The 23035-nt window shown below is 42.5% G+C and carries 23 protein-coding genes; 10 read left to right on the forward strand and 13 right to left on the reverse strand.

Features of this window, described 5'->3' with window-relative positions:
* Nucleotides 1–180: 180 nt before the first annotated feature.
* Nucleotides 181–1893 (reverse strand): aspartate-alanine antiporter, encoded by a 1713-nt coding sequence (aspT, locus tag ACVA58_RS19785; protein ID WP_446512089.1) that lies wholly within the window; start codon nt 1891–1893, stop codon nt 181–183.
* Nucleotides 1894–2193: 300 nt separating this feature from the next.
* On the opposite strand from aspT, the gene pdxY reads away from it, so the two are divergent.
* The 4 genes from pdxY to ACVA58_RS19805 all read left to right on the forward strand — a co-directional run bounded on the left by pdxY (nt 2194) and on the right by ACVA58_RS19805 (nt 5936).
* Entirely contained in the window at nt 2194–3051 is an 858-nt protein-coding gene (gene pdxY / locus ACVA58_RS19790; RefSeq protein WP_446512090.1) for a pyridoxal kinase PdxY, read from the forward strand.
* A gap of 213 nt (nt 3052–3264) precedes the next feature.
* Entirely contained in the window at nt 3265–4503 is a 1239-nt protein-coding gene (gene gltS, locus ACVA58_RS19795) for a sodium/glutamate symporter (RefSeq protein WP_446512091.1), read from the forward strand.
* Nucleotides 4504–4535: 32 nt separating this feature from the next.
* Nucleotides 4536–4913 (forward strand): hypothetical protein, encoded by a 378-nt coding sequence (locus tag ACVA58_RS19800; RefSeq protein ID WP_446512092.1) that lies wholly within the window; start codon nt 4536–4538, stop codon nt 4911–4913.
* A gap of 129 nt (nt 4914–5042) precedes the next feature.
* On the forward strand, nt 5043–5936 hold the full coding sequence (locus ACVA58_RS19805; protein WP_446512093.1) for a LysR family transcriptional regulator: 894 nt from the start codon (nt 5043–5045) through the stop codon (nt 5934–5936).
* Nucleotides 5937–6177: 241 nt separating this feature from the next.
* On the opposite strand, the gene ACVA58_RS19810 is transcribed toward ACVA58_RS19805, so the two are convergent.
* The 10 genes from ACVA58_RS19810 to ACVA58_RS19855 all read right to left on the reverse strand — a co-directional run bounded on the left by ACVA58_RS19810 (nt 6178) and on the right by ACVA58_RS19855 (nt 14645).
* Nucleotides 6178–6486, reverse strand: a complete 309-nt coding sequence (locus tag ACVA58_RS19810; RefSeq protein WP_446512094.1) for a hypothetical protein — start codon at nt 6484–6486, stop codon at nt 6178–6180.
* A 151-nt stretch (nt 6487–6637) separates the two neighbouring features.
* Entirely contained in the window at nt 6638–7513 is an 876-nt protein-coding gene (locus ACVA58_RS19815) for a LysR family transcriptional regulator (RefSeq protein ID WP_446512095.1), read from the reverse strand.
* A 49-nt stretch (nt 7514–7562) separates the two neighbouring features.
* On the reverse strand, nt 7563–8267 hold the full coding sequence (locus ACVA58_RS19820) for a YrhK family protein (RefSeq protein ID WP_446512096.1): 705 nt from the start codon (nt 8265–8267) through the stop codon (nt 7563–7565).
* A 1-nt stretch (nt 8268) separates the two neighbouring features.
* Nucleotides 8269–9012, reverse strand: a complete 744-nt coding sequence (locus tag ACVA58_RS19825; RefSeq protein ID WP_446512097.1) for a hypothetical protein — start codon at nt 9010–9012, stop codon at nt 8269–8271.
* 136 nt (nt 9013–9148) lie between these two features.
* Complete coding sequence (locus tag ACVA58_RS19830) at nt 9149–9652, reverse strand: porin family protein (protein ID WP_446512098.1); 504 nt, start codon at nt 9650–9652, stop codon at nt 9149–9151.
* Between the two features lie 413 nt (nt 9653–10065).
* Nucleotides 10066–10569 carry a porin family protein gene (locus tag ACVA58_RS19835; protein ID WP_446512099.1) on the reverse strand — a complete coding sequence of 168 codons (504 nt, stop codon included), beginning with the start codon at nt 10567–10569 and terminating at the stop codon, nt 10066–10068.
* A 239-nt stretch (nt 10570–10808) separates the two neighbouring features.
* A complete protein-coding gene (gene gltS, locus ACVA58_RS19840) occupies nt 10809–12029 on the reverse strand; it encodes a sodium/glutamate symporter (protein ID WP_446512100.1) in 1221 nt (406 codons plus the stop codon).
* A gap of 103 nt (nt 12030–12132) precedes the next feature.
* Nucleotides 12133–13539 (reverse strand): FUSC family protein, encoded by a 1407-nt coding sequence (locus ACVA58_RS19845; RefSeq protein ID WP_446512101.1) that lies wholly within the window; start codon nt 13537–13539, stop codon nt 12133–12135.
* Nucleotides 13540–13541: 2 nt separating this feature from the next.
* Nucleotides 13542–14414, reverse strand: a complete 873-nt coding sequence (locus tag ACVA58_RS19850) for an HlyD family secretion protein (protein ID WP_446512102.1) — start codon at nt 14412–14414, stop codon at nt 13542–13544.
* A 15-nt stretch (nt 14415–14429) separates the two neighbouring features.
* Nucleotides 14430–14645, reverse strand: a complete 216-nt coding sequence (locus ACVA58_RS19855) for a DUF1656 domain-containing protein (protein WP_446512103.1) — start codon at nt 14643–14645, stop codon at nt 14430–14432.
* 206 nt (nt 14646–14851) lie between these two features.
* Here ACVA58_RS19855 and ACVA58_RS19860 point away from each other — a divergent pair, with 206 nt between their 5' ends.
* Entirely contained in the window at nt 14852–15556 is a 705-nt protein-coding gene (locus ACVA58_RS19860; RefSeq protein WP_446512104.1) for an SDR family NAD(P)-dependent oxidoreductase, read from the forward strand.
* 244 nt (nt 15557–15800) lie between these two features.
* Here the strand turns inward: ACVA58_RS19860 and ACVA58_RS19865 are convergent, their stop codons facing one another.
* Nucleotides 15801–16607: an AraC family transcriptional regulator gene (locus ACVA58_RS19865; protein WP_446512105.1), complete on the reverse strand. Its 807-nt coding sequence runs from the start codon at nt 16605–16607 to the stop codon at nt 15801–15803.
* A 204-nt stretch (nt 16608–16811) separates the two neighbouring features.
* Between ACVA58_RS19865 and ACVA58_RS19870 the strand changes: the two genes are divergently transcribed.
* Genes ACVA58_RS19870 through ACVA58_RS19890 form a run of 5 tightly spaced genes read left to right on the forward strand, consistent with a single transcriptional unit; the run spans nt 16812 to nt 21664 of the window.
* Nucleotides 16812–19250 (forward strand): DMSO/selenate family reductase complex A subunit, encoded by a 2439-nt coding sequence (locus ACVA58_RS19870; protein ID WP_446512106.1) that lies wholly within the window; start codon nt 16812–16814, stop codon nt 19248–19250.
* 3 nt (nt 19251–19253) lie between these two features.
* A complete protein-coding gene (locus ACVA58_RS19875; protein WP_446512107.1) occupies nt 19254–19877 on the forward strand; it encodes a DMSO/selenate family reductase complex B subunit in 624 nt (207 codons plus the stop codon).
* A 1-nt stretch (nt 19878) separates the two neighbouring features.
* Nucleotides 19879–20688, forward strand: a complete 810-nt coding sequence (locus ACVA58_RS19880) for a dimethyl sulfoxide reductase anchor subunit family protein (protein WP_446512108.1) — start codon at nt 19879–19881, stop codon at nt 20686–20688.
* A gap of 57 nt (nt 20689–20745) precedes the next feature.
* Entirely contained in the window at nt 20746–21366 is a 621-nt protein-coding gene (locus ACVA58_RS19885) for a molecular chaperone TorD family protein (RefSeq protein WP_446512109.1), read from the forward strand.
* On the forward strand, nt 21347–21664 hold the full coding sequence (locus ACVA58_RS19890; protein ID WP_446512110.1) for an antibiotic biosynthesis monooxygenase family protein: 318 nt from the start codon (nt 21347–21349) through the stop codon (nt 21662–21664). Before ACVA58_RS19885 ends, ACVA58_RS19890 begins: the two co-directional genes overlap by 20 nt.
* Before the next feature lie 198 nt (nt 21665–21862).
* On the opposite strand, the gene ACVA58_RS19895 is transcribed toward ACVA58_RS19890, so the two are convergent.
* A complete protein-coding gene (locus tag ACVA58_RS19895) occupies nt 21863–23035 on the reverse strand; it encodes a MalY/PatB family protein (protein WP_446512111.1) in 1173 nt (390 codons plus the stop codon).

The following is a 23035-nucleotide window of genomic DNA, read 5'->3' on the forward strand; positions in this document are numbered from 1 at the left end:
ACCGTTTGTGCCACTTCAATCAATTTGTCTTTCAGTTCAAATGGGCTTAGGTCTGCAAATTTTGAAAAGTCGATTGTTGTCGTTTCAGTCGTCATAATTTTATTCTCTTTGAAGAGTGTAATTGGCCGACCCAATTACACTCGTAAGTGTTGAGTTAATGTTTTGTCTGAATAAGCCGGGTTACATACCGGCGTTTTTGGTAATGATGCCGATGATAATTGGGCCCCAGAGTGTCAGTAATACGTTTGCTACAGCGTAAGTTACTGTGAAGGTGAATACGGGTGTTGAGTTCCCTGCTTTCTCTAATAGTGCTGCGAAAGCCGGGTTTGCACTGCGTCCACCAGATACACAGCCAAGTGCTTCAATTGGGTTTCTGATCCTCAACACGTAGTAAGAGAAGAAGAAAGAAACGAGTTGTGGAATCATGGTTACCGCGACACCGAGTAACAATAGGCTTAAACCGTTTTCTTTTACTGCGACTACCGCTTGTGGGCCAGCCTCAAGGCCAACGATGCCAACAAATACAGCAAGACCAAAGTCACGGATAAAGTTCGCAGCCCCCATTGGGAATGAAGCCACTCGAGGGTTACGGCTACGTAACCAGCCAACCATTAGGCCTGAGATCAAACAACCTGCACCAGAGCCGATAGTGACCGGAATACCAGCAATCTTGAAGCTGATCATGCCGATCAGCAGACCTAGTACCATACCTAGGCCGAAGAATACGTAGTCGGTGACAAATGCAGATCCAAGGCGTTTGCCGATGTTTTTCTCGACGCGGTTAATGTCTTTAGCAGAACCAGTTAACTGGATGACATCATTTTTCTTCACTACCAAATCAGGGGTAATGTTGATGTTATTGCCTGCATGCTGGTAACCAGTGATATATACGCCACGGGCGACATCGGCATTGGTTTCATTTTTTACTTGTGTAAGCGTTTTACCAATTAGCTTCGAATCGGTCGCAATTAGCTGGCGGTTTTCTTCGATTAATTCGACACCTTTAGGAACTGGCACCTCACGGCCAATCTCTAGGGCAAATTCACGTACTTGGTCTCGACGGCCTGTAACAATAACGACATCACCATTTTGAATTGGAAGGAAATTGTCGATATCAAGGCTTTTGCCGTCACGCTCGATCACTTCAATAGCGATATCAATCAGCTTTTTATTCGCTTGAGCAACTGTTTTACCTTGCAAGCTACTCTTGGTGTCAACTAGGTAAGCACGGGTCACAAGATCTGTCAGGGCATTGAACTCCCCAGGGCCTAGCTCTGGCTGACCACCTGATACCTTTTCTGCTAATTTGATGGCTTCACCGCGGATATCCCATTTCATAATGGTTGGAATAATCCAAGTAACCATCAGAATAGGGCCCAATGAGCCGAAAATGTAGGTGACGGCGTAACCAACTGCGACGTTAGTCTGCATCAACTGAATAGCGTCATCAGATAGGCCTGCCAGCTTGGAAATAGCGTCACCGGCTGTACCAATAATGGCTGACTGGGTTAAACCACCTGCAGCAAGGCCTGCTGCTGTACCACGATCTAAGTCGAAGATATAAGCTGCAGCAAGCACACATAATAAACCGGTCACTGTCATGACTACTGCCGACATAAGAATATTGACAGTTCTGAAGTTGAGCGCGCCGAAAAATTGCGGGCCGCCCTGGAATCCAACAGCGTAAATAAAGAGAGCAAAGAAAATGCTTTTTACGCCCGGGTCAATGTGTACACCAAACTGCCCAATCAATACACCTACTAATAGGGTACCTGCAACACCACCTAGTACAAATCGGCCAATTGTAATTTTACCGATTAAGTAACCAAAAGCTAATGTTAAAAATAGGGCGATAAATGGTGAGCTACTAATTAAGTTTTGAATAATACTCATCGCTTTTACCAATTAAATTGTTTCAAATTAAATATTCAGTGCTATAGAGCTAAGAATAAAAGGAGGAGCGAATTAGACATTGTCCTGTGCTCCGGTTCGTGAAAGATAATATACGTGGTTTTGAAGTATCAATAATCTCTTTTGATGGATGGCACCCTACAATAATTACTCTCACTAACAGTGAAGGGTTTAATCATTCAAACACGATTATTACAATATTCATTAGTTAACTAATCTATGCCCATTCAAGTGAGGGCTGATTTAAGCGTCTCAAAACTTAACGTATATATAGGTGGTAATATGTCTGGCATTCTTTCTATCCAGTCGCATGTTGTGTATGGAAAAGCAGGTAACAGCTCTGCGGTGTTTCCACTTCAGCGGATGGGATTTGATGTTTGGCCTATTCATACAGTGCAATTTTCTAACCATACCCAATATAAAGAAGGCTGGACGGGAAGAGCGTTTAACGCCAATGACATTACCCAATTGATTGATGGAATTGAAAACATCGAAAAACTACAACAGTGTGAGGCGGTACTTTCAGGCTATCAGGGAAATTCTGAGCAATGTATGGCTGTGATGGAAACGGTAAAAAGGGTTAAGCGTCACAACCCTAACGCTATCTATGTTTGCGACCCTGTCATGGGCGATCCTGAAAAAGGGTGTATTGTCGCGCCCGGTGTTGCAGAAGCGCTCATTAATGATGTGATGCCGACTGCTGATGTCATCGTGCCAAATCAATATGAACTGGCACAATTCGTTGGTTTTGATATCAACACAATTAAAGACGCAATTCGAGCTTGTCAGTTGACTCTAGAGAAAGGGCCAAAGGTTGTTTTGGTTAAGCACTTAAATAGTGGCTCAGCAGATATGTTCACTATGATGATGGCAACCGAAGGCGGGGTGTGGTTGGCTGAAAGGCCATATTTGCCATTTACCAAGCAACCAGTGGGTGTTGGTGATCTGATATCTTCATTATTTACGGGGAGTTATCTTTCTACCCATGATGCTCGAATGGCATTTGAACAATGTAACAATGCGAGCTACGCGGTTTTAGACAAAACGTATCAGTGTAATGAATGGGAGTTGCAAACTATCGCCGCACAAGATGGGATTGTCAATCCAAGCAAGAAATTCAAAATAAATAAAATAGCCTGATTAAACTAAATGAAAATTATAAGTACTTTATCAAAACAAACTATACCTGTTGTCATCTTCTCTTTAATGACGTTTTTATTCGCGAGTATAAAACCTTTTCAAATTGTTACTGGTTTTCAATTGATGAAAGTCTTCATGTAAGCAGGTATGCCGGAAAATTATCGGCATATTAATGTGCTTACAAATTATGAGTAGTTAACAGGCTAATGTAATATGGAATCAATTATTTCTATCGGTGTGCTTGAATCCTTTCTGATCGCAATTTGTGTACTGATATTGGGTTTGATTATAAATAAACATGTAACGATGCTTCGTCGTTTTAGTATTCCTGAGCCAATAATAGGCGGCTTAGTTGTTGCCTGCATTATCACTTTCTTGCATTTCCAAGGGGTTCAAGTTGACTTTGAACTTCCATTGCAGAATACCCTGATGTTGATGTTTTTCAGTACTGTTGGGCTGGCAGCGAGCTTCAAGCAACTCGCTAAAGGGGGCGTGAAAGTGTTTTTATTCCTGGCTGTCGCCTCTGCATATATCGTTGTACAAAATGGTGTAGGCGTCGGTTTGGCTGCAATGTTAGGTTTAGAGCCTTTAATGGGGCTGATTGCAGGCTCTATCACACTATCTGGGGGCCATGGGACGGGGGCTGCTTGGGCACAGACGTTTGCCGATAATTTTGGTATTGAGCATGCATTGGAAATTGCCATGGCTGCTGCAACTTTTGGCTTGGTCATGGGAGGGGTAATCGGTAGCCCTGTAGGGAAGCGCCTGATCCAACGAAACCACTTAATCAGTGAAGAAGTAGGGCAACAAGATAGGGAGCAAAACGGTAGCGAAAAGCAGTCAGACATAATCACATACATGGATACCAAGCTAGACCGTGTCACCGCGCAAAAGGTGATCATGAACCTGTTTATGATCATGCTTTGTGTCACAGGGGCAAAATATCTCCATCAATATGTCACTGAACTGGCCATTGATTGGCTGATGATCCCTGATTTTGTTTACGCGTTGTTTATTGGTGTCGTGATAACAAATGTTTTAGATGGAGTTAAAGCAAACCATCTTGATACCGAAACGACAGATATTATTGGAACCGTGTCACTGTACTTGTTTCTTTCTATGGCATTGATGAATCTCAAGCTTTGGAACATCTTTGATTTGGCTATTCCATTTTTGATCATCCTTATCGTACAGACGGTGATATTAGCGGTATTTACCTATGTCGTTACCTTCAAAGTGATGGGGAGAAACTATGATGCAGCGGTTATTTCGGCAGGGCATTGCGGTTTTGGGTTGGGCGCAACACCAACAGCGGTAATGAACATGGGCACGCTGGTTAATAAGTATGGGCCGTCCCCACAGGCATTTGTTGTTATCCCTATTGTAGGGGCATTTTTCATCGATATGGTAAACCTCATTATTTTGCAGGGTTTTATCAGTTTCATTCGCTAGAAGACAACATGAAGTAACGGGGAGGTATAGCTATGATTGATTTCACGAATGATGATATCCAGCACTATGCGAAAGGCGTGTTTCTATCTCAGACCATTGTCGGGTTGGGGACTGTGTTTTTGAGTCTTGTTATAGGTAGCGATATTCATATTAAGTCAGTACTGCTAGGTGTTATTTTGACCATCTTGCCAACTCAACTTGGCATGCAAATGGCGAGTTATAGGGCAAAGCAGTTAGGTGATTTTGCACCTAGTTCTTTAGCGAGAACCAATATCATCACTAAGTGGGTATACACAGCGTGTTTACTTGCATCAATTATTCACTTTTCATCCGTTGATTTAACTGAGTTATTTGTAGCTTATATTGTGACCACTTTTGTCCCGATAATAGCTGCTAGGTTAACCTTGTAAGAGCGAATATCAAATGAAGGTTATACGCCCAGAGTTGGAATCAACTCTGGGCGTTTTCATTGAAGGTGATAAAGCGAATATGAAAATTGGTGCTACTGTTAAAAAATGATTTGAAAAGGGAAAGCAGTTGTGACCTTTAGCATAGAACAACTTACAACCTTTGTGGCAGTCTTTGAAACGAAATCGTTCAGTAAAGCGGCTACTCAGTTGGGAAAACATAGAACAACAACCAGCCAGGTCATTGGTAATTTGGAAGATGATTTGGCTATCCCTCTCTTTGAGCGTGTTGGCCGTAGTGTTGAGGCTACAGATGCAGGAAAAATGCTATATCATTACGCCAAATTGGTGGTTGAGCAAGCGTCGGCATTGAACAAAGTAGCAATGAGTTTGTCCTCCGGTCATTTGCAAGAAATCAGTATCGCATACACCAGTTTTGTTCCTAATAATGTGCTTGTTGCGGTGCGTGATGCACTCGCAGAGGAGTATCCCCTACTTAAAGTGAATTTTTTTATTCGGGCAAGAGAAGAGATTAGGGAAGGCATAGAGAACGGAAGCTTTCATATTGGTTTCGTTAATGTTGACGCGCGAAGGGTCATCACAAACATGGATGCTACGTTTTTAAGAAATATCAGTTTTTCTATATATTGCTCAAAATATAGTGATTTGGCTGATACCTCAGCAGACTTGATATTTGCCAAGCTGAAAACAACACGTCAGTTGGTTCTTAAATCTTTGATTGAAGATGACATGGCCCAGAAAATCATTTTATCCGCGAATTATGATTTGGTGGACAGCATGGCGCTGATGGTGAAACTTGTTAAGGAAGATATTGGGTGGGGGATATTACCCAGAGTGTCAGTGAATGAGAGTTCGATTGATGGTTTAAAAGAACTTAAGTTTGATGAGTTCAAGGATGATATCGTGGTTCCTATTGCAATGTGGTGTACTTATTCCAACGAGATTACAGATATTAAAGAGTCCATTCAAACGGCAATCGCTGAATTTGTTAAAATGTACCAATGAGAAGTAAGACGTCGATGAGATAAAAGTCTTACCAAGAGCGATTGCGATAGAGGTTTGGCTGCGCGTAAGTTTGCTATTGACTGTCTTATTGCAAAGAGAAATAAAGAACAACAATATGATATTCAGATATAATCTGTGTTATCTGGGGGGGGCTATGGTGAGGAATGTTGTTGTGGATTACGCTGGCCTTTTACCATTCAATGAAAAGTTAAATGGCGAAAAGGCCTTCGTGTGTTTTTTGTTACTTTTCTTCTTTTATATAATGTTTCTTTGAAACCGTTTGTCCCTTCATATCAACGGCAGTGAAATCAACACTGCTTGAATGAAGAGCATTGATGAAGATATATGTTTTACCCTCTTCATCAGTAATGAACTCATTATCACCAGTATAATCAGTTGTAATGGTTGCATTTGCGACAGGTTGACCATTATCGGTGACTTTCACCCAAGTCGCATCTTGCTCCGTTGCAAAATGTAAGTCTAACGAGGCGAATGCTGATGTGCTTGCAATGAGTAGAGCTGGAATAATAAACGTTGACAGTTTTTTCATGTTTAATCTCTTAACAAAGAATTGAATTAAAGAAGCCCCCTTGGCTTGATATTGATATTATCAATGCTAGCAAATACTGGTTAATCGTGTTTGTAGGATGGAATCATTCATACGTCAATATAAAACGATGCCTTAAGGAGCTAATATTTAGTTATTCAATCAATTTTATCAGGGAGCGTTTGATGTTACTGATTTGCTTAGAGTGGGGGCAGAGAAGCACAAGTGGCACTTGAGGTTCTAGCTTTATTTCATCCATGACTAACTCAACAAAACAATCAGTGGCGTAGGCCGACTTTATGACTGATTGAGGTAGAAATGCCCACCCTAGACCTTCACGAATAAATTTGATAATTAATGATAATTGCTCAATTACTTCATAATCTGGCGAAAAAATAGTGCTGCTTCCAAGTCCTTCGTCGATCAGTGATTTCAGGACAAACTGGCGACTGGTTTTCAGTTCACTAAGCACTTTTTCTTTTGGGAGCTTGGCCAGCTGGCTATCTTTATGAACAAATGCCTTAAACCTTGCGTAGGTTAAAAAGGTGTAGTCCAAGCTGTCTATGGCCTGAGAGTTCTTACCTAGGGTTAAACCGATATGGATAGTTCCATCATGCAGTGCGTGAACGATTTCGTGTTTGTTCATCACCATAAAATTAACTTTCATCGTTGGAAAATCTGCAAGCAATTTGGCCCGGACTTTTGCCAAAGCCGGATGTGGAATGAAGCTGGTATAACCGATAGTGATGTTTTCGAGCCCACCAAATGCAAGGCTTAGTGCTACCTTATTGAACGTTTTTGCTTGTTCAACGGCTTGCTTAGCATATAGGTATAGCAAGTTACCATCGTCTGTCGGTATCACTGAACGACCTGCTCGTTCAAACAGCGCTATTGCGAGCTGATCCTCAAGGTTTGTGATCACCTGTCCGATGGTCGTTCTATGTTTTTTTAGACTCACTGCTGCTTTACTGAATGATTGGTGTTCACAGACGGAGACGAAAGCTTGCAGTTGTTCATAACTAAAATTCATTGGGCTAATGTCCAAATAAGGAATGTTGTGTTGGTATAAGGTTTTTCCTTCATCTTGATATAGCATCCTGTATCAAAAGATATGAACGGAAGTAATTGAATATGCCACCTAGAAAAAATAAGCTACTTCCCAGCATGTACTGCCAGGCGACGAAGTTGAATATTGTTAGTTGATCCTTTGCAGACTCAAAACGCCATAGGTAGGGGATAGTCGCTAAAGCAAACAGCAAGGAGCCTATAACAAAGCAAATTGCTGTGAGGTTCATGAGTTGTAACTGTTGTACAGAGCTCTCCTTAATAATGAGCAAGACATTTGATAGTGCTCCGAACACAAACAAGATACTGCCACTGATGAAAAGCCAAGTACCAGTAACAGATAAGCCAACAGTTGAAAATGAGCATATCCTGCCACAAACGAAACAGAGTGTGCCGAGTAGGTAGCTGATCCCCGCAAAATACTCCAATTTTAACTGCAGATTGTGAGTTGGTTGTGATTTCCAGTATCGCCTGATTTCAAGCAAATCATGTACGTTCACAATTAAGTAAAGCAGTGAGGCGGTGAGGAAAATGGCGCCTCCTGTACTTGCGTGTTCAGAGCGAGCCGGAAATAAGAAAAAACTACCAATAACAAAGAGGAGGCCGCCAATTTTATACGTGATAGCATTAATCGTGTCCCAGCGAAACTGTTTTTTTAACTCCTCTTTATTTGTTGTTAGATCTTGTATTCTGTATCGATTCGAAAGAATATGCGCCATATCATTTGCGTTTTATAAATTTTTTCAAAATGGGTATGTTATGGTTTTTATAGCTGTTGTTGGTATTGAAATACTTTAACTCATCAATTTCAACCTCATGTTCATGCAGAAGGTTATATTGAAATTGGAACTTTTGGCTCAGGCTGTTAACAACATTATTAATATCCTCTGCTATCTCAATGATATTGTTGTGATAAATTACACTGACCATCGCATGTTTATCTATAACAACCTTGTTGTTAGCCATTTTTACATCGCTATTGTGTTCGGTTTGAATACTAACATCTGCAGTTGTATGCTTAGTGATTAGCGTTGAGAGTCGACACTCTAATGCGGTACAGATATCATTTGAATCAAAAGGTGTTTCAACATAATCAATTTTGATGACAGAACTTGAAACTCTGATATCCAACAGTGATACTTCGAACAAACTATGTAATTCACAGTATAAAGAGGGCGTCGTGATACCGTTAAAATTGACATTGTAATCTTTAATCATTGAGTATTGGTGATTAAAAATAGGGTCGTTAAGCATTTCAAAGTCATTTCTATATTCAATTTTATTTTTATGGGAGCATTTGAGGGTATCAATGCTTAAGTCTGTCATGAAGTAGCTTAGTAAGTTGTCTGTATAACTTCTTTTATACTCAAAACCCTCGTTTTCTACATGTTGATGAAAGACTGAAGATAGGTTGTTATAGTCTTCAGAATCAAGATTATATTCAAATGGATAAATAGAATTCATTTTATCTACCTTTATTTTATATCATTTCATAAATTTATTAAGATAAATTGGATAAACATTATATTAGTGTGTTCATCTGTTGGTTTTATGAAGATAAAAAAGAGGGAAGCATTGCTTCCCCATTTATCATTCTGTCTTAGAAGTGGTAGTCAACAGAGAGAACTACTTGCTGGGAGTTATCGACCTTAGTGTCATTCTTGTCGTAGTCTTGGTCTAGGTAGCGGTATGTTAGGTCAGTAGACCAGTTCTCATTGATTTTATACATCGCACCTACCTGACCACCATAAACAAAGTCAGTAGAGCTATGGTGATTGATATGGCTGTTCGCAACACCTGCTGAAACACCGGCAAAGACATTGATATCTTTATGTACAGGGACCAAGTAGTCATAAGATGCAAGTAAAGTGTTTTGTTTTGACTTGTCCATGTAGCTGTATGTCGCCATTACACGGTGATGTTCATTAATAATCGCACCACCACGAAGTTGAGTTGTTACATCTTCACCATTTTGGTCATGAGAGATATGGTCATTTTGGTAACCTACACCTGCACCGATAAAGTAATCTGTATCAGCTGCGAATACAGGTGATGCAGCCAGAACCGTAAGGGCAAGCGTTGATGCTACAGTAAACTTTTTCATTATCTATCTCCGGAAATTTTCATAATGTATATTGAGCTAATGTTTGAAGCGTTTATTTAGTGAATGACTGCGCTTCGTTGGAATCTATAATATGATGAGTTGATGAATATTCTTAATCGCTTATGTAGGACTGAACCCATCATTAAAAATATATCGAGACAGTATCTGGTTTTTGATAGGGTGATATTTTGTTACTTCATGTTTTATGGCTTGTTTCTGTAGCGTGTTTTAAGTGGATTGTATTGTTGATTCTTATAGGATTTTACTAAATTTTATTTTGACTTAATAATAAAGGAAGGGAAGACAAGAGCGAGGTAAAAAGCAATGAAGAGGGAATGTTATAGGATGGGAATAAGAAAAGGAGAGCCGAAGCCCTCCTTAGTGGTGTTAAATTCACAGTCTATGTTTCGCTGTTAGAAATGGTAGTCAACAGAGAGAACTACCTGCTGGGAGTTCTCGACCTTAGTGTCATTTTTATCGTAGTCTTGATCTAGGTAGCGGTATGTTAGATCAGTAGACCAGTTCTCATTGATTTTATACATCGCACCGACTTGGCCACCGTAAACAAAGTCAGTAGAACTTCGGTGGTTGATATGGCTGTTCGCAACACCTGCTGAAACACCGGCAAAGACATTGATATCTTTATGTACAGGGACTAAGTAGTCATAAGAAGCAAGTAAAGTGTTTTGCTTTGACTTGTCCATGTAGCTGTATGTCCCCATGACACGGTGATGTTCATTAATAATCGCACCACCACGAAGTTGAGTCGTTACATCTTCACCATTTTGGTCATGAGAGATATGGTCATTTTGATAACCTACACCTGCACCGATAAAGTAATCTGTATCAGCTGCTAATACGGGTGATGCAGCCATAACAGCAAGGGCAAATGTAGATGCAACAGTAAACTTTTTCATTATCTATCTCCGGGAATTTCAGAATGTATATTGAGCTAAAAATTGAAGCGACTTTTTGGAGTGAATCACTGCGCTTCGTTGGTACATATAATATGCTGAGTTCAAAAAATAACGTAATCGCTTATGTAGGACGGTATCCACCAAATATTTATGGCGAGATGAATATCAAGCTTGTTTTTAATACTTATAAATAAAAATAGGCCGTTAACAACGACCTATTTAATATTATGTATTAGGACTTAAATACCGACAAAGAAGCCGATCATTAAGGCATTAATAATGTCAATGAAAAAACCACATACAAGAGGTACGACAATAAATGCCTGTGGGCTGGAACCATACTTTCCTGTTACAGCAGTCATATTGACTATCGCCGTTGCTGTTGAGCCCAGAGTGATGCCGCCGAAGCCAGCACAAATGACAACTGAATCATAGTTTCGTCCCATCAGGTAGTAAACGGCAGTGGCAGTGAATGCTATCGATAGCAGGATTTGTGCGGACATAATCACTGAGATATAGCCAAATAGTCCTTCCAAGTCCCAAAGCTTCAGGCCCATTAGTGCCATGGTTAAAAACATACCTAGGCAAATGTCAGAAATCATAGCTAAACCTTTCTGACCTTGAGCAATCTTAGCCTGGGTTTTATTTTTGGTAAACAACACTCGACCGATGTTACCTACGATGATCCCTGCCAGCAGACAACTTACGAATAAAGGAAGATTAGCCCCGCTAGCCTTGAGAAGTTTGTCGATACTGTAGCCAATAGTGATCGTGACATTTAACCATGCCCAAGCCCACAAAACGGCATAATGGCTCAGTTCTACTTTTTGCGCTTCTTTCAGCTGCGAGCCTATCGTCAGGTCTGTATCTTTTGATGGTGCAAGTTTGTGTTTTTTCAGCAGGTAATTTGCAATTGGGCCGCCAATGACACAGGCTGTAATCAAGCCGACGGTATTTGAGGCTACACCCAGTTCCATTGCGTTGGCAATGCCCAGATCTTTGACAAAAGTTGGTGCCCATGCCAGCGTTGTGCCTATACCGCCTACCAAACTGACAGAGCCAGATAGCAGGCCAGCTTTAGGATCAAGACCGAACAGAGAAGCAACACTCATACCGACAATATTTTGCAGAAAGATAAAGCTGGCGGCAAGAATGAGCAAGAAGAACAGAGGCTTGCCACCTTTCAATAAGGTGTTGATTTTTGCCTGTAGGCCAATGCCCGCAAAGAAATACAGTAGCAAGAAATCCCGAACTTCGAGCGAAAAAGACACTTCGATACCGACTAGGTAATAGAGTAGGGCAACCGAGGTTGCACATACGAAGCCACCGATCACTGGTTCTGGGAAAGAGTATCTTTGCAATATTTCAAAACGTTCAATTAGGCCTTTACCAATAAACAAGAGTAAGATCGCAAACGTGAACGACATTAATGTCGAAATTTCATAGGTAATAATATTCATAGTTAATGACTGCTATATAGAGCTATGGTGAGTGCACCAAATTTTATGATTGGAAAATGAGCAAAGTTGAAAGTCAGTATTTTCAACTTATCAAAATAAATATCTATGCTGCTTCAAATTTTAATGATGAGCTAATCTCTTCAGTTAGCAGGGTATAAAATCGAACAATAGCTAAAATGATGAATATAAATATCAGAGTGTTGAGTGACTGAGTAATGGTGTACACAGGCGATAAATACATTGCCGACATCGTCATAACCACTAACAAGTTGCCTCCTAATACTCTTAATACGCTAAGTTGTGGGCTGGAAAATAACTTCCAAATTACAAAGATATTGATAAAGTAAAATGTCGCAAGTTCATATATCTCCGTAAATGCAGGCATCAAAAATATGAACTCAAGTAAAATTACAGCACTGAAAATTAAAATGCCAATGAATGTATATTTGAAATACATTGAGGGTACGTCATACAGTGCATTAACTAAACTTGATGCAATCAGCGGAAACAATATTCCTGCTGGTGTCGGTAAATAAATCCACATTGCATAGCTTGTTATTAATGTAGCTTGTGCTCGCAAAACATATATTATGCGCTTGCTGTAATCATGACATAAGGAACGCTTAACCTTGGCAAAGAATGTTGTTCTGATCGAAACAGGTTTCATGTTAGAAACGGCTTCTATCTCACTGATATATTTCATATCACCTGACAGCAGGCTGTGTCTGAAAGCCTTAAGTACCCCATAGTGATGTTTGAGTTCGTTGGCTTTTTCCTCTGTGGTTTGGCAAGGCTGAAGCTCTTTGTTATCAGTTAGGTAAGCAACAGATTTACGCCATGTCATCCCTTCTGAGTAAATCCGAGGGCTGTCATTGATTGCTTGGGTCACCAGTTGTTTCAGGTTTTCGCTACGAGAAATATCAAAACCCGAGGATACGGGTGACTGACCCAAGTACAGTGCTGCTAATTGGGACTGTGTTTGTTTTATCTGAGAATCAATCTCTTGTTGTATCTGGCTTATCAAAAACGTCTCTGTATTCTTTGGCCAGATTACTTGGAATACGACAGAATAGACCAATACGCCAAGCATTGTTTCCTGAATCCTCAATACCGCAAAGCCAAATGTCGCTGTATTGTTGAACTGTCCCATCGCAGCAATGATAACGCCGACGGTAAACGCCATTTTAAAGGCATAGCCATAGCGCTCACAGCCAGACATATAAACACAAAAGGCAGAGAAACCGAGTAGGGATAGAATAAAGAACTCTCTATCCTGGGCAAAAAAGTGTACAGTCAAAACTGCATAAACAATTCCCAATACTGTTCCTAGCAGTCTATTCCGACCGTGTTTTATTGCCGTGTTGTAGTTGTCATTTGCGGCAACGACGACAACGGTTATTGCCGCCCAATAGGGTTTCTCCCACCCAAAGGCAATGGCGAGCGCAATGGAAAATGTAAACGCAATTGCAACTTTGAGTGCTTCTTTAGATGCCGCATTGAGTTTGAACATAGCTACTCTCTCTTGTCACCGACAATTTTTACCGATGCTGTTGTGCCAACTCGTAGCTGGATGCCACTATCTGGAATTTCGAAATGAAACTTTACTGGTATACGCTGGGCAAGACGAATCCACTCGAAGTTGGGATTCACATTAGGTAGTAAGGCATTGCCTGTACTGCCATCTTGCTGGGATATACCATATCCAATGCTGGAGATTTTGGCTTCAAAAGGCTGATCAGGATGCATCATTAGGGTAATTAACCCCGTGTCACCTTGATTAATATTTCGTAGGTCGGTTTCTTTAAAAAAGCCTTCAACCCAGAAGCTATGTTTGTCGATTAGCGCGACCGAAGGTTGGTTAGCTACGACTTGGGTACCTTCTCGAAGGTTTAAGTTGGTGATATAGCCATCAGTTGGGGCAACCACTTTGGTGAACCCTAAGTTGAGCTTGGCTTCGTTCACTACTGCTTTTGCAGCTGCTAGGTTAGCTTGAGCTGTTTTTACCGCAATGTTCAGGTTATTGAGATTCAATACGGGTACTGACCCAGGCTGTCGACGAGATAAAGCCAGAGAGCGGCTCTCTTCATTCTTAGCTTTTTTTAATTGTGCCTGAGCTTGTTGTTCTTTGGCTTGTGCTTGTTCTAGATCTGCCTGATAGATGCTTGGATCGATTTCGAATAACACATCGCCTTTCCTCACCTCGCTATCATCATAAACGGCAAGATTTATAATAGGGCCTGTTACACGTGGGGTAATCTGAATAACATGCGCACGTACTTGAGCATCTCGGGTCCAAGGGGATTGGCCTCTTTGGTCAATGCTGTTAAGTAAGATATATCCCGCAAACGCAACTAAGGGGATCGTAAAAAATAGTTTTTTAAACATAATAAGACCTGACTGTTATACGATTGCGATGAAATTGCTGAATAACTTGACAAAAATAACCATAAGAGAAAATTCAGCGATCGCTGGTGAGTAAATATATTTGTGCCAGCCAAGCTTTCCGAAGAATTGTGATACGGCAATTGCCATTAAATATGCCAGTGTCATGACAACAAGTAACGGAGGCAAGTAAATTTCACCAAACGATATTTCATGAGGTATTGATAGCATCATCTTAATTCTTCTTTATAGTGAAGTTCTTCAGCTCAGTAAGTGGGCATAAATTTATCATTGGTGGTGTGATTTCAGATATCCGGTTTGTAGGATCGTATCCTTCATCACCTTTACGTGCATTGGTAACCTCACAGCACAGAAAGCAAAATAGCTTTGCGGCCTTAGCAAAAGCGAATCATATATACTGCTGAAAAAAAGGGTATAGCATGATTAAAACAGCAACAGTTGCAGCGCCATTTTCTGAAGTGGCAACAAAAATCATTGAACAATTGATTTCAGAAGGTACAAAACTTGTCGGTTTCGCAAGAGTTGGTGATGAACAAAGAGCGTCAGCTTTAGAGGCAAAATATCCAGGAGCCATTAAGATAGTCTTTGGTGATTTGGCTGCCCCCGAATCGGCGATAAGTATGGTTGGCTCAGCGATTGAATACCTGGGTAGTATTGAAGCTCATTACCATTGTGCAGGTGTTTTTTCTTGGAATCACTGGGTACATGTAGAGCCCGAAGAGGTGGCACGTTTGTTTAATGCCAACTTCCAGACTGCATGGAGTGCGTCAAAAGCACTGGTACCTGTTATGCGTGGTGAAAATCGCCGTAGTATCGTGTTTGCTTCAGCGAGGGATACATCACGCTTTATTGGTGCAGGTTTTGGTCCATATATGGCTTCAAAAATGGCGTTGAATGGTTTGGTTGAAAGTCTTGCGGCAGAATTAATTAATACCAATATTTCTGTTAATGCCGTATTACCGACCATTATCAATACCGAAGTAAATCGCAAGGGGTTACCTGATATCGATCCTGCCAATTTTGTCGACCCAGCGCAAATGGCGGGCATTATGATTGATATCAGCCAGCCGACAAGGCACCAACTTTCTGGTGCGTTGATTCCGATTAATAGTGGTTTGATTTAACTGATAAACATTAGCATGGAGCAACAAGACGCATAAACAGATTGATACTGATAATGCGTCTTGCTTATTCAATGTAAACCAATTATCCAAATAGCAGTAAAGCGGTAGGAATCACTAGCATCAAGCTTAGGAAGGTTCTCACAAACTACACAAGCGAAGAAGCGTGCCACAATTTCGTAACTATCATAGTGATGGCATACCATGTCACTGCTAAGGCTCGTTTTGAGGTAGGTAACAATATGGTCTAGTGGGATACTTCGGCTGAGTAGCGTTTGGGGGTAATACCAAACTCTTTCCGGAATGTGGCAATGAAAGCACTTTCACTAGAAAAGCCGACATCCATAGCTGTTTGGCTAACTGACTGGCCAGTTGCTAATTTTTCCAAAGCGACAGAGAGCCGTATTTGGGTTCGCCAATACCTGAACGGTTGGCTTATGTCTTGCTGAAAGCGCCTTCTCAGGGTTCTACTGCTGGTACAGAGAAACTCGGCCCATTCCTCGAATGTCTTGTCATTTTGCGGGTTAGCCAGTAGCTCTTTTTCAATCCACCGGATACCAGCATCGCTTGGTCGAGGTAGTGTTACCTGTAAGCCGTGGACAATGTCGATTTGTTCAAGTATCACATCCATCAGTCTTTCTTCAGCACTGCCTTCGCAATAGTTTTGATTTAGGTTGACCGCATGTCTCAGCATTTCTCTGAGCATGGGGGCTACCTTGACAAGGCTAAGCGAGCTGACGTCTTTATTGCGCATAAAGAGACTGCGCATTTCTACATTCCCATTCATCTTCACCCGATGTGAGATACCTGCAGGAATAAGAAGAGCCTGCCGCGGTGTTAGTACTGTGACAGTATCTTCCGTTCTCACGGTGATCACCCCAGTTGAAGGGTAGAGGAGTTGGACATAATCATGGATATGCCAATCCAATAAATAATTGTTGGAGTAATCCCACATAAGGGCAACAACATTTTTATTGAAGGCTTTGATAAACGCCTCTCTTCGATCATGTTCTTCTGGCGATACGTTATCAATTTCCAGAAACTCTTCTTTCATTCCTATACCCATACTTTGAGTGATGACAATCACTGTTTTTCTTGTCTGTCCGCTCAGCAACATATTTTGGCACAGAACGCAGTATCACGCTCCCACCATTATTAATACATTCATCACCAATAAAGACTTTATCTTGATCCCAATTATTGGGCTTAAGAGCACAAATCTATTTGACTTCAATCAAAAACTAAATGGTAAAAAGCCGTGAGCAATAAACATGATTTAAACCCCACGCTAAGTAGACGCTCTCTACTGAAAAACAGTGCCGTATTAGGCGGCTTGGGGGCTATTGCAGGAGGGATATCGTTGCCTTTTTGCAGTGTTGCCAATGACAAGGTGGCGAATTCGCCCCATCAACCTAGTAAGACGGTATGGAGTAGTTGCATGGTGAATTGCCAATGCCGCTGTCCGTTGAAATACCATGTTGAAGGCGGGATCATTGTCCGTTCTGAAACGGATAACCAAGGCAATGATGACTACGGGGACCATCAGGTGAGAGCCTGTTTGAGAGGTCGTTCAAGCCGGAAACGTATATATAACGTAGATAGATTGAAATACCCCATGAAGCGTGTTGGTGAGCGCGGTGAGGGGCGTTTCAAGCGTATATCATGGGAGGAAGCCTTAGACACCATCGCCGAAAAGTTGGTTGAGGTTAAGGAGACCTATGGCAACGAAGCCATTTATATAAACCGCGCGACTGGCTTGATGGGAGCCACGTTGGCATCCTCTTCGCCACCGGCGACATCGCAGTTTGCACGCCTAATGAACCTTTGGGGCGGATGGCTTGATCATTATGGCACGTATAGTACTGCACAAATAAGGACAGCTTTTCCTGCGATGTTTGGCCAGCGTACTGGCAATGGCATCACCGATGTTCAAAATACTAACTTGTTAGTGATCTTTGGCCATAACCCGGCAGAGACCCGCACTAGTGGTGGTAGCGTTATGTACCACCTAGAGCAAGCAAGGCGAACCAGAAAGGTTCGTATGATCGTCATCGATCCGCGCTATACCGATACCTGCCTAACCAAAGAAGATGAATGGGTTCCTATCAGGCCCGGTACCGATCCAGCCTTTATTGCTGGTATGGCACATGTGATGATCACTGAAGACTTAGTCGATCAAGGATTTCTTGATACATACTGCATGGGCTATGACTCAAAAACATTACCTGATGGCGCTCCTGCTAATGCCGATTATAAATCCTACATCCTTGGTAAAGGAGAGGACGGTATAGAGAAAACACCCAAATGGGCTGAAGCTATCACGGGGATCCCCGCAGATAGGATCGTAAAACTGGCTAGAGAAATTGCTCAGGCAAAACCAGCATATATTACCCAGGGTTGGGGCCCGCAACGACAGGCCAATGGGGAGCAAAGTTGTCGTGCCATCGCAATGTTGGCCGTGCTTACCGGCAATGTTGGCATCAAAGGGGGAAATTCTGGGAATACCGAAAGTAACTTTAGGAGTGGTTACCCTGAGTTTCCGACCCTGACAAACCCGGTCAAAGCCAAAATCTCCGTCTTTACCTGGATGCAGATGATCCAGGATGGTGTGAATATGACGGCAACAAAAGATGGCGTACGTGGTAAAGATAAGCTTGGTGTACCGCTGAAATTTTTCTGGAATTATGCTGGTAACATCATCAGCAACCAGCATTCGGATATTAACAATACTTATAAGGTACTCAAGGATGACACTCAGTGTGAAATGATTGTGGTTATTGAAAACCACATGACACCTAGCGCTAAGTTTGCCGACATCCTATTGCCAGATGTGACCACGGCAGAGCGGGAAGATATCGCTGCGCCTGGTAACTCGGGAAATATGGATTACCGCATATACTGCAGCCAAGTGATTAAGCCGATGTTCGAATGTAAGAACATTTATGAAATCTGTACCGAGCTTGCCAAACGTCTTGGGATCGAAAAGGAATACACCGAAGGTAAGACAGAGCGGCAGTGGCTTGAGCAGATTCACAAGAATGCTGCGAAAACGCTCCCAAATCTACCTGATTTAAAGACTTTCCAGCAACAAGGGATCATTAAATTCCCGAACCCAGGCGAACCACCGATTGCCTTTAAGTCATTCCGTGAAGATCCGGTTGCTAATCCCCTAAAAACGCCTTCAGGAAAAATTGAAATTTACTCGCAGGAAATGGCAAAAGCGGCGGAGACTTGGGAACTGCCAGAAGGGGACGTGATCAAGCCTTTACCAGAATACGTGAGGAACTACCGGGGATACGATGATCCTCTAGCAGAGAAATATCCACTGCAAATGGTCGGGTATCACACGAAATCACGTGTTCACTCTAGCTATGACAATGTCGATATTTTACGTGAAGCGTTGCCAGACAAAATTTGGATTAACCCTATTGATGCCAAAGCTAGGGGGATTCAGCATGACCAACAGGTAGAAGTCTTTAATGATAAAGGACGTCTATTGATCCCCGCCAAAGTCACGTCACGCATGATGCCGGGTGTCTGCGCCATTCCAGAAGGCTCCTGGTACCGACCGGATAAGTCCGGGCTGGACCGTGGCGGCTGTATCAACGTTCTAACCTATTATGGAAGGCCGTCACCTTATGCCAAAGGGAACCCTCAACATACGAACTTGGTAGAAATTAAGGTATGGAAGGGTTAATAGATGAAAAATAAACAATATGGTTTCTACATTGATACCAGTAAGTGTACCGGGTGCAATACTTGCAGGATTGCGTGCAAGGATTTTTATGATTTAGACCTAGGTGTTAATTTTCGCCGTGTTAATGAATATGAAGGCGGTAATTGGGCGAAAACGGGAGACGGATGGCACCCGGATATTTTTGCTTACTATTTGTCCATTTCTTGCAACCATTGCGAGAAGCCAGCATGTACCAAGGCGTGTCCTACAGGCGCTATGCACAAGCGCAAAGAAGACGGTCTAGTCGTGGTTGACCAGAATGTCTGCATCGGTTGTCGATATTGTGAAATGGCTTGTCCATACGGTGCACCACAATATGACACCCACAAAAAAGTGATGAGTAAGTGCCATGGCTGTTTTGAGCGTATTCCATTAGGTCGAAAGCCGGTGTGTGTAGAGGCGTGTCCGATGCGGGCCATTGAGTTTGATACCGTTGAAAATTTAAGAGAAAAATACGGAAATTTAGCCGGCATTGCGCCACTGCCTGAACCAGAGAAGACTAAGCCGTCACTGATAATTGGCTCGAACCGAAAGGCCAGACCTTGTGGTGATAATACAGGCAACTTACAAAATAAAATGGAGGTGTAGGGTGGAAGAATTATCTTTAGTTTTCTTTACTGTTCTTGCACAAGCCGCCGCCGGTACGGCCTTGATGTTGGCTTTATTAGGGTGTTACTTAGGTAACCATGATAGACAGCGAATATTTCTACCGGGTTATATTAGTGTGCTTACCTTACTGGGCATTGCCGGGATAGCTTCTTTAACCCACCTAGGGCAGCCAATTCGAGCAATGAATGTGATATCTGGTCTGTTCCATGGTTCGCCATTGAGTATTGAGATCGTAACCGTTTCATTATTCGGTGCGGCTATCACGTTGCTGATTGGTTTGAAACTTAAAGAGCATCCATTATCGACAAAGCCAATGATGCCTATGATCAGCGCATTGAGCGGTATGTTGATGGTGTATGCCATCAGCCGTGTCTATAACATTCAGACGGTTGAGGCATGGTATCACGTAACAACACCGCTGCAGTTTTTCGCTACGGCTGGTGTAATGGGGGTGGGCACTGTGAGTTTGCTTACTGCTTTTTATGACATAGAGAGTGTTTTGCTACGGATTATGTCTGCTGTAAGCATAATTTTGGTATTTATCGTTATCGGCAGTCATCAGCAACACATTGGTACTCTGGCTAACATGGAGGATGTTGCGAGTACGCAATATCTAATGTGGCTGAGGTATGGGCTGCTGGCGTGTGGGGGCTTCTTGTGGTTGTTCCCGATGCTGGCAAGGCCAAAAGGTGGCACAGGCTATATAGCTTCAGGGGTCGTGATGATCTTGTTGTCCGAGCTTGCTGGTCGGGCATATTTTTATGAATTGATCCATCAACGTCTCTTTTAGCAACGCTGCCAGTTGAGTGACTGGCAGCACCTAAGTATCCCACTACATGGTAACAAAATGGAAAACCTAGCTTTTATCTCAAGAATTATTGGCGCACTGTTTTATTACTCTCCAGCAAGCGATGAAGTACAAAATATCGTTAAACGTAGTATGTACCACCTTGATTCAAATGATTATGAAGAGTTGCAAAGAGTAATCGGTTTGTTTGCTGCAACCAAAGCTGATGAGCTCGAGAGCGACTACTTAACCCTATTTGCCGGGGCGGGTGAAATGCCTGCCCCACCGTGGGGTTCCGTATACCTTGGTCAAAATCGAGAACTGTTTGACGAGTCGACGGCGCTGTATCGCTCTTTTCTTAGGAGGCACAATTTGTACATTGGCACAGGTCAATTTGAGCCTGAAGATCACTTTGGTTTGATGCTGCTGGTGGTTTCTCAATTACTGGAAGAGCGAAATAGGGCATCGACGAAAGAATTGCTTGAAAAGCACTTACTTATTTGGGCTTTGCATTACCTTACTCTTGTTAAGAAAAATGCCAAAACAGACTGTTATATCTCATTGGCTGAGTTAGCCATTACTTGGTGTAAAACGTTGCAGGACGAACTGCTTGTTATTCCACAAGAAAGACATATTTATTTCCCAATAGAGAACACAAACAATGATCGCTGTAATTTTTGAAGTTCATGTATTTGAGGATAAGAAGGACGACTATATCGACATCGCCGCTTCAATTAAGCCGATGCTAGAACAAATCGACGGGTTTATATCTGTCGAGCGGTTCAAAAGCCTGAGTGATGAGTCCAAGATACTCTCGTTATCATTCTGGCGTGATGAAGAGTCGGTAGCATGCTGGCGTAATCTTGCTGAACATAAAGAAGCGCAGCACCAAGGAAAGGAAGCATTTTTTGACAAGTTCAGGATCCGTGTCGCCAGTGTTGTGCGCGATTATGATTTTCAATCTAATCGGAAAAGTTAGCCATTCAGGCAGCCGTTAGCGGACTTGCTTCATGAAAGTAGGCCGACATTTTAGTCGGCACTGAAAGTATACGGATAGTTTTTTTCGAACACATATCGTAGTTATTCTATCTGCCATAAAAAAGGATCTGACTTGGTCAGATCCTTCATCGGGTTTTGCTGATTATGAGAATGATTACGCTATAGGTAGGGTAAAGGTTTACTCAACCAATGCCGCTTTCAAACGATGGCAAGCTTCAAGCAAGGTGTCACGCGGACAACCTAGGTTCAAGCGAATGAAGCCGGCACCTTCAGTACCAAACGCAATGCCCATGCTAGGAACGATACCTGCATCAACCAGACGTTTTTCCAGCGCCGCATCATCCATACCTAGTTGGCTGCAGTCCACCCAAGCTAAGTAACCCGCTTGTGGCGGCTGGAACTGAAGCGCCGGCAGCTCTTGCTCAATAAAAGTCGCTAAAGTATCGATATTGCCTTGCAGATAAAGCTTGAGTTCGTTTAGCCAATCACTTGAAGTTTGATAGGCCGTAGTCGCTGCGCACATCGCCAAACTGTTGTACACATCCATGCCATGGGCATCGAGCCGTCGAACAAATTGAGCTTTAACGTCGCTATTTGGGATCATGAAGTTGGAGATCCGTAACGACGACAGGCCAAACGTCTTGCTCGCTGCGGTGGCAACGATAAGTCGTTGCTGCAAATGCTCAGGTAGCGATAGTGCTGAGTGGTATTGATGGCTCGGCATGGCTAAGTCACCCCAGATCTCGTCACTCAGCAACCATACCTGATAGCGATCGCATAGCTCTGCAAGTGCCACTATTTCATTTTGCGACCAGGCTTTTCCCACTGGGTTATGCGGATTGCAGAAGATCATCACTTTACAGCCTTGCTCAAAGCACTGCTCAAGGTGGTTGAGATCCATCCGATACTCGCCCTTGTCATTGACTAGCGGGTTGGTCACGATCTCGCGATCATTCAGCTCAGTGATTTTACGGAACGAGCCGTAACCTGGTGTTTGCATGACGACTTGCTCGCCGGGTTTAGTCAGCATTTGGATCAGCATCGATAAGCCCGGGAGCACCCCGTGTACTGATGTGATCCAATCCTGATCAATGTTGATCCCGTGCTGCTGCTGGTACCAATTGATGATCGCTTGGTAGTACTCGTTGTTACGCTCGGCATAACCAAAGATACCATGATCAATGCGCTGACTTAGGGCCTCCAGTACCGCAGGTGGGGCTTGGAAGTCGTAATCTGATACCCACATTGGAAGGCGTTCTTCGGAATCGAGCCCTAGTTTTTCAGTCATGAAATCCCATTTTAGAGAGCCAGTAGAACGGCGGTCATGAATCTGGTCGAAAGTAATTGTCAT

The sequence above is a fragment of the Photobacterium sp. DNB22_13_2 genome (assembly GCF_052873915.1).

Bases quoted from the DNA above. Each gene is read 5' to 3' on its own strand.
- aspT (WP_446512089.1), bottom strand. From the start codon at position 1,893: ATGAGTATTATTCAAAACTTAATTAGTAGCTCACCATTTATCGCCCTA.
- pdxY (WP_446512090.1), top strand. From the start codon at position 2,194: ATGTCTGGCATTCTTTCTATCCAGTCGCATGTTGTGTATGGAAAAGCA.
- gltS (WP_446512091.1), top strand. From the start codon at position 3,265: ATGGAATCAATTATTTCTATCGGTGTGCTTGAATCCTTTCTGATCGCA.
- ACVA58_RS19800 (WP_446512092.1), top strand. From the start codon at position 4,536: ATGATTGATTTCACGAATGATGATATCCAGCACTATGCGAAAGGCGTG.
- ACVA58_RS19810 (WP_446512094.1), bottom strand. From the start codon at position 6,486: ATGAAAAAACTGTCAACGTTTATTATTCCAGCTCTACTCATTGCAAGC.
- ACVA58_RS19815 (WP_446512095.1), bottom strand. From the start codon at position 7,513: ATGAATTTTAGTTATGAACAACTGCAAGCTTTCGTCTCCGTCTGTGAA.
- ACVA58_RS19820 (WP_446512096.1), bottom strand. From the start codon at position 8,267: ATGGCGCATATTCTTTCGAATCGATACAGAATACAAGATCTAACAACA.
- ACVA58_RS19825 (WP_446512097.1), bottom strand. From the start codon at position 9,012: ATGAATTCTATTTATCCATTTGAATATAATCTTGATTCTGAAGACTAT.
- ACVA58_RS19830 (WP_446512098.1), bottom strand. From the start codon at position 9,652: ATGAAAAAGTTTACTGTAGCATCAACGCTTGCCCTTACGGTTCTGGCT.
- ACVA58_RS19835 (WP_446512099.1), bottom strand. From the start codon at position 10,569: ATGAAAAAGTTTACTGTTGCATCTACATTTGCCCTTGCTGTTATGGCT.
- gltS (WP_446512100.1), bottom strand. From the start codon at position 12,029: ATGAATATTATTACCTATGAAATTTCGACATTAATGTCGTTCACGTTT.
- ACVA58_RS19845 (WP_446512101.1), bottom strand. From the start codon at position 13,539: ATGTTCAAACTCAATGCGGCATCTAAAGAAGCACTCAAAGTTGCAATT.
- ACVA58_RS19850 (WP_446512102.1), bottom strand. From the start codon at position 14,414: ATGTTTAAAAAACTATTTTTTACGATCCCCTTAGTTGCGTTTGCGGGA.
- ACVA58_RS19855 (WP_446512103.1), bottom strand. From the start codon at position 14,645: ATGATGCTATCAATACCTCATGAAATATCGTTTGGTGAAATTTACTTG.
- ACVA58_RS19860 (WP_446512104.1), top strand. From the start codon at position 14,852: ATGATTAAAACAGCAACAGTTGCAGCGCCATTTTCTGAAGTGGCAACA.
- ACVA58_RS19865 (WP_446512105.1), bottom strand. From the start codon at position 16,607: ATGAAAGAAGAGTTTCTGGAAATTGATAACGTATCGCCAGAAGAACAT.
- ACVA58_RS19875 (WP_446512107.1), top strand. From the start codon at position 19,254: ATGAAAAATAAACAATATGGTTTCTACATTGATACCAGTAAGTGTACC.
- ACVA58_RS19885 (WP_446512109.1), top strand. From the start codon at position 20,746: ATGGAAAACCTAGCTTTTATCTCAAGAATTATTGGCGCACTGTTTTAT.
- ACVA58_RS19890 (WP_446512110.1), top strand. From the start codon at position 21,347: ATGATCGCTGTAATTTTTGAAGTTCATGTATTTGAGGATAAGAAGGAC.
- ACVA58_RS19895 (WP_446512111.1), bottom strand. From the start codon at position 23,035: ATGACAATTACTTTCGACCAGATTCATGACCGCCGTTCTACTGGCTCT.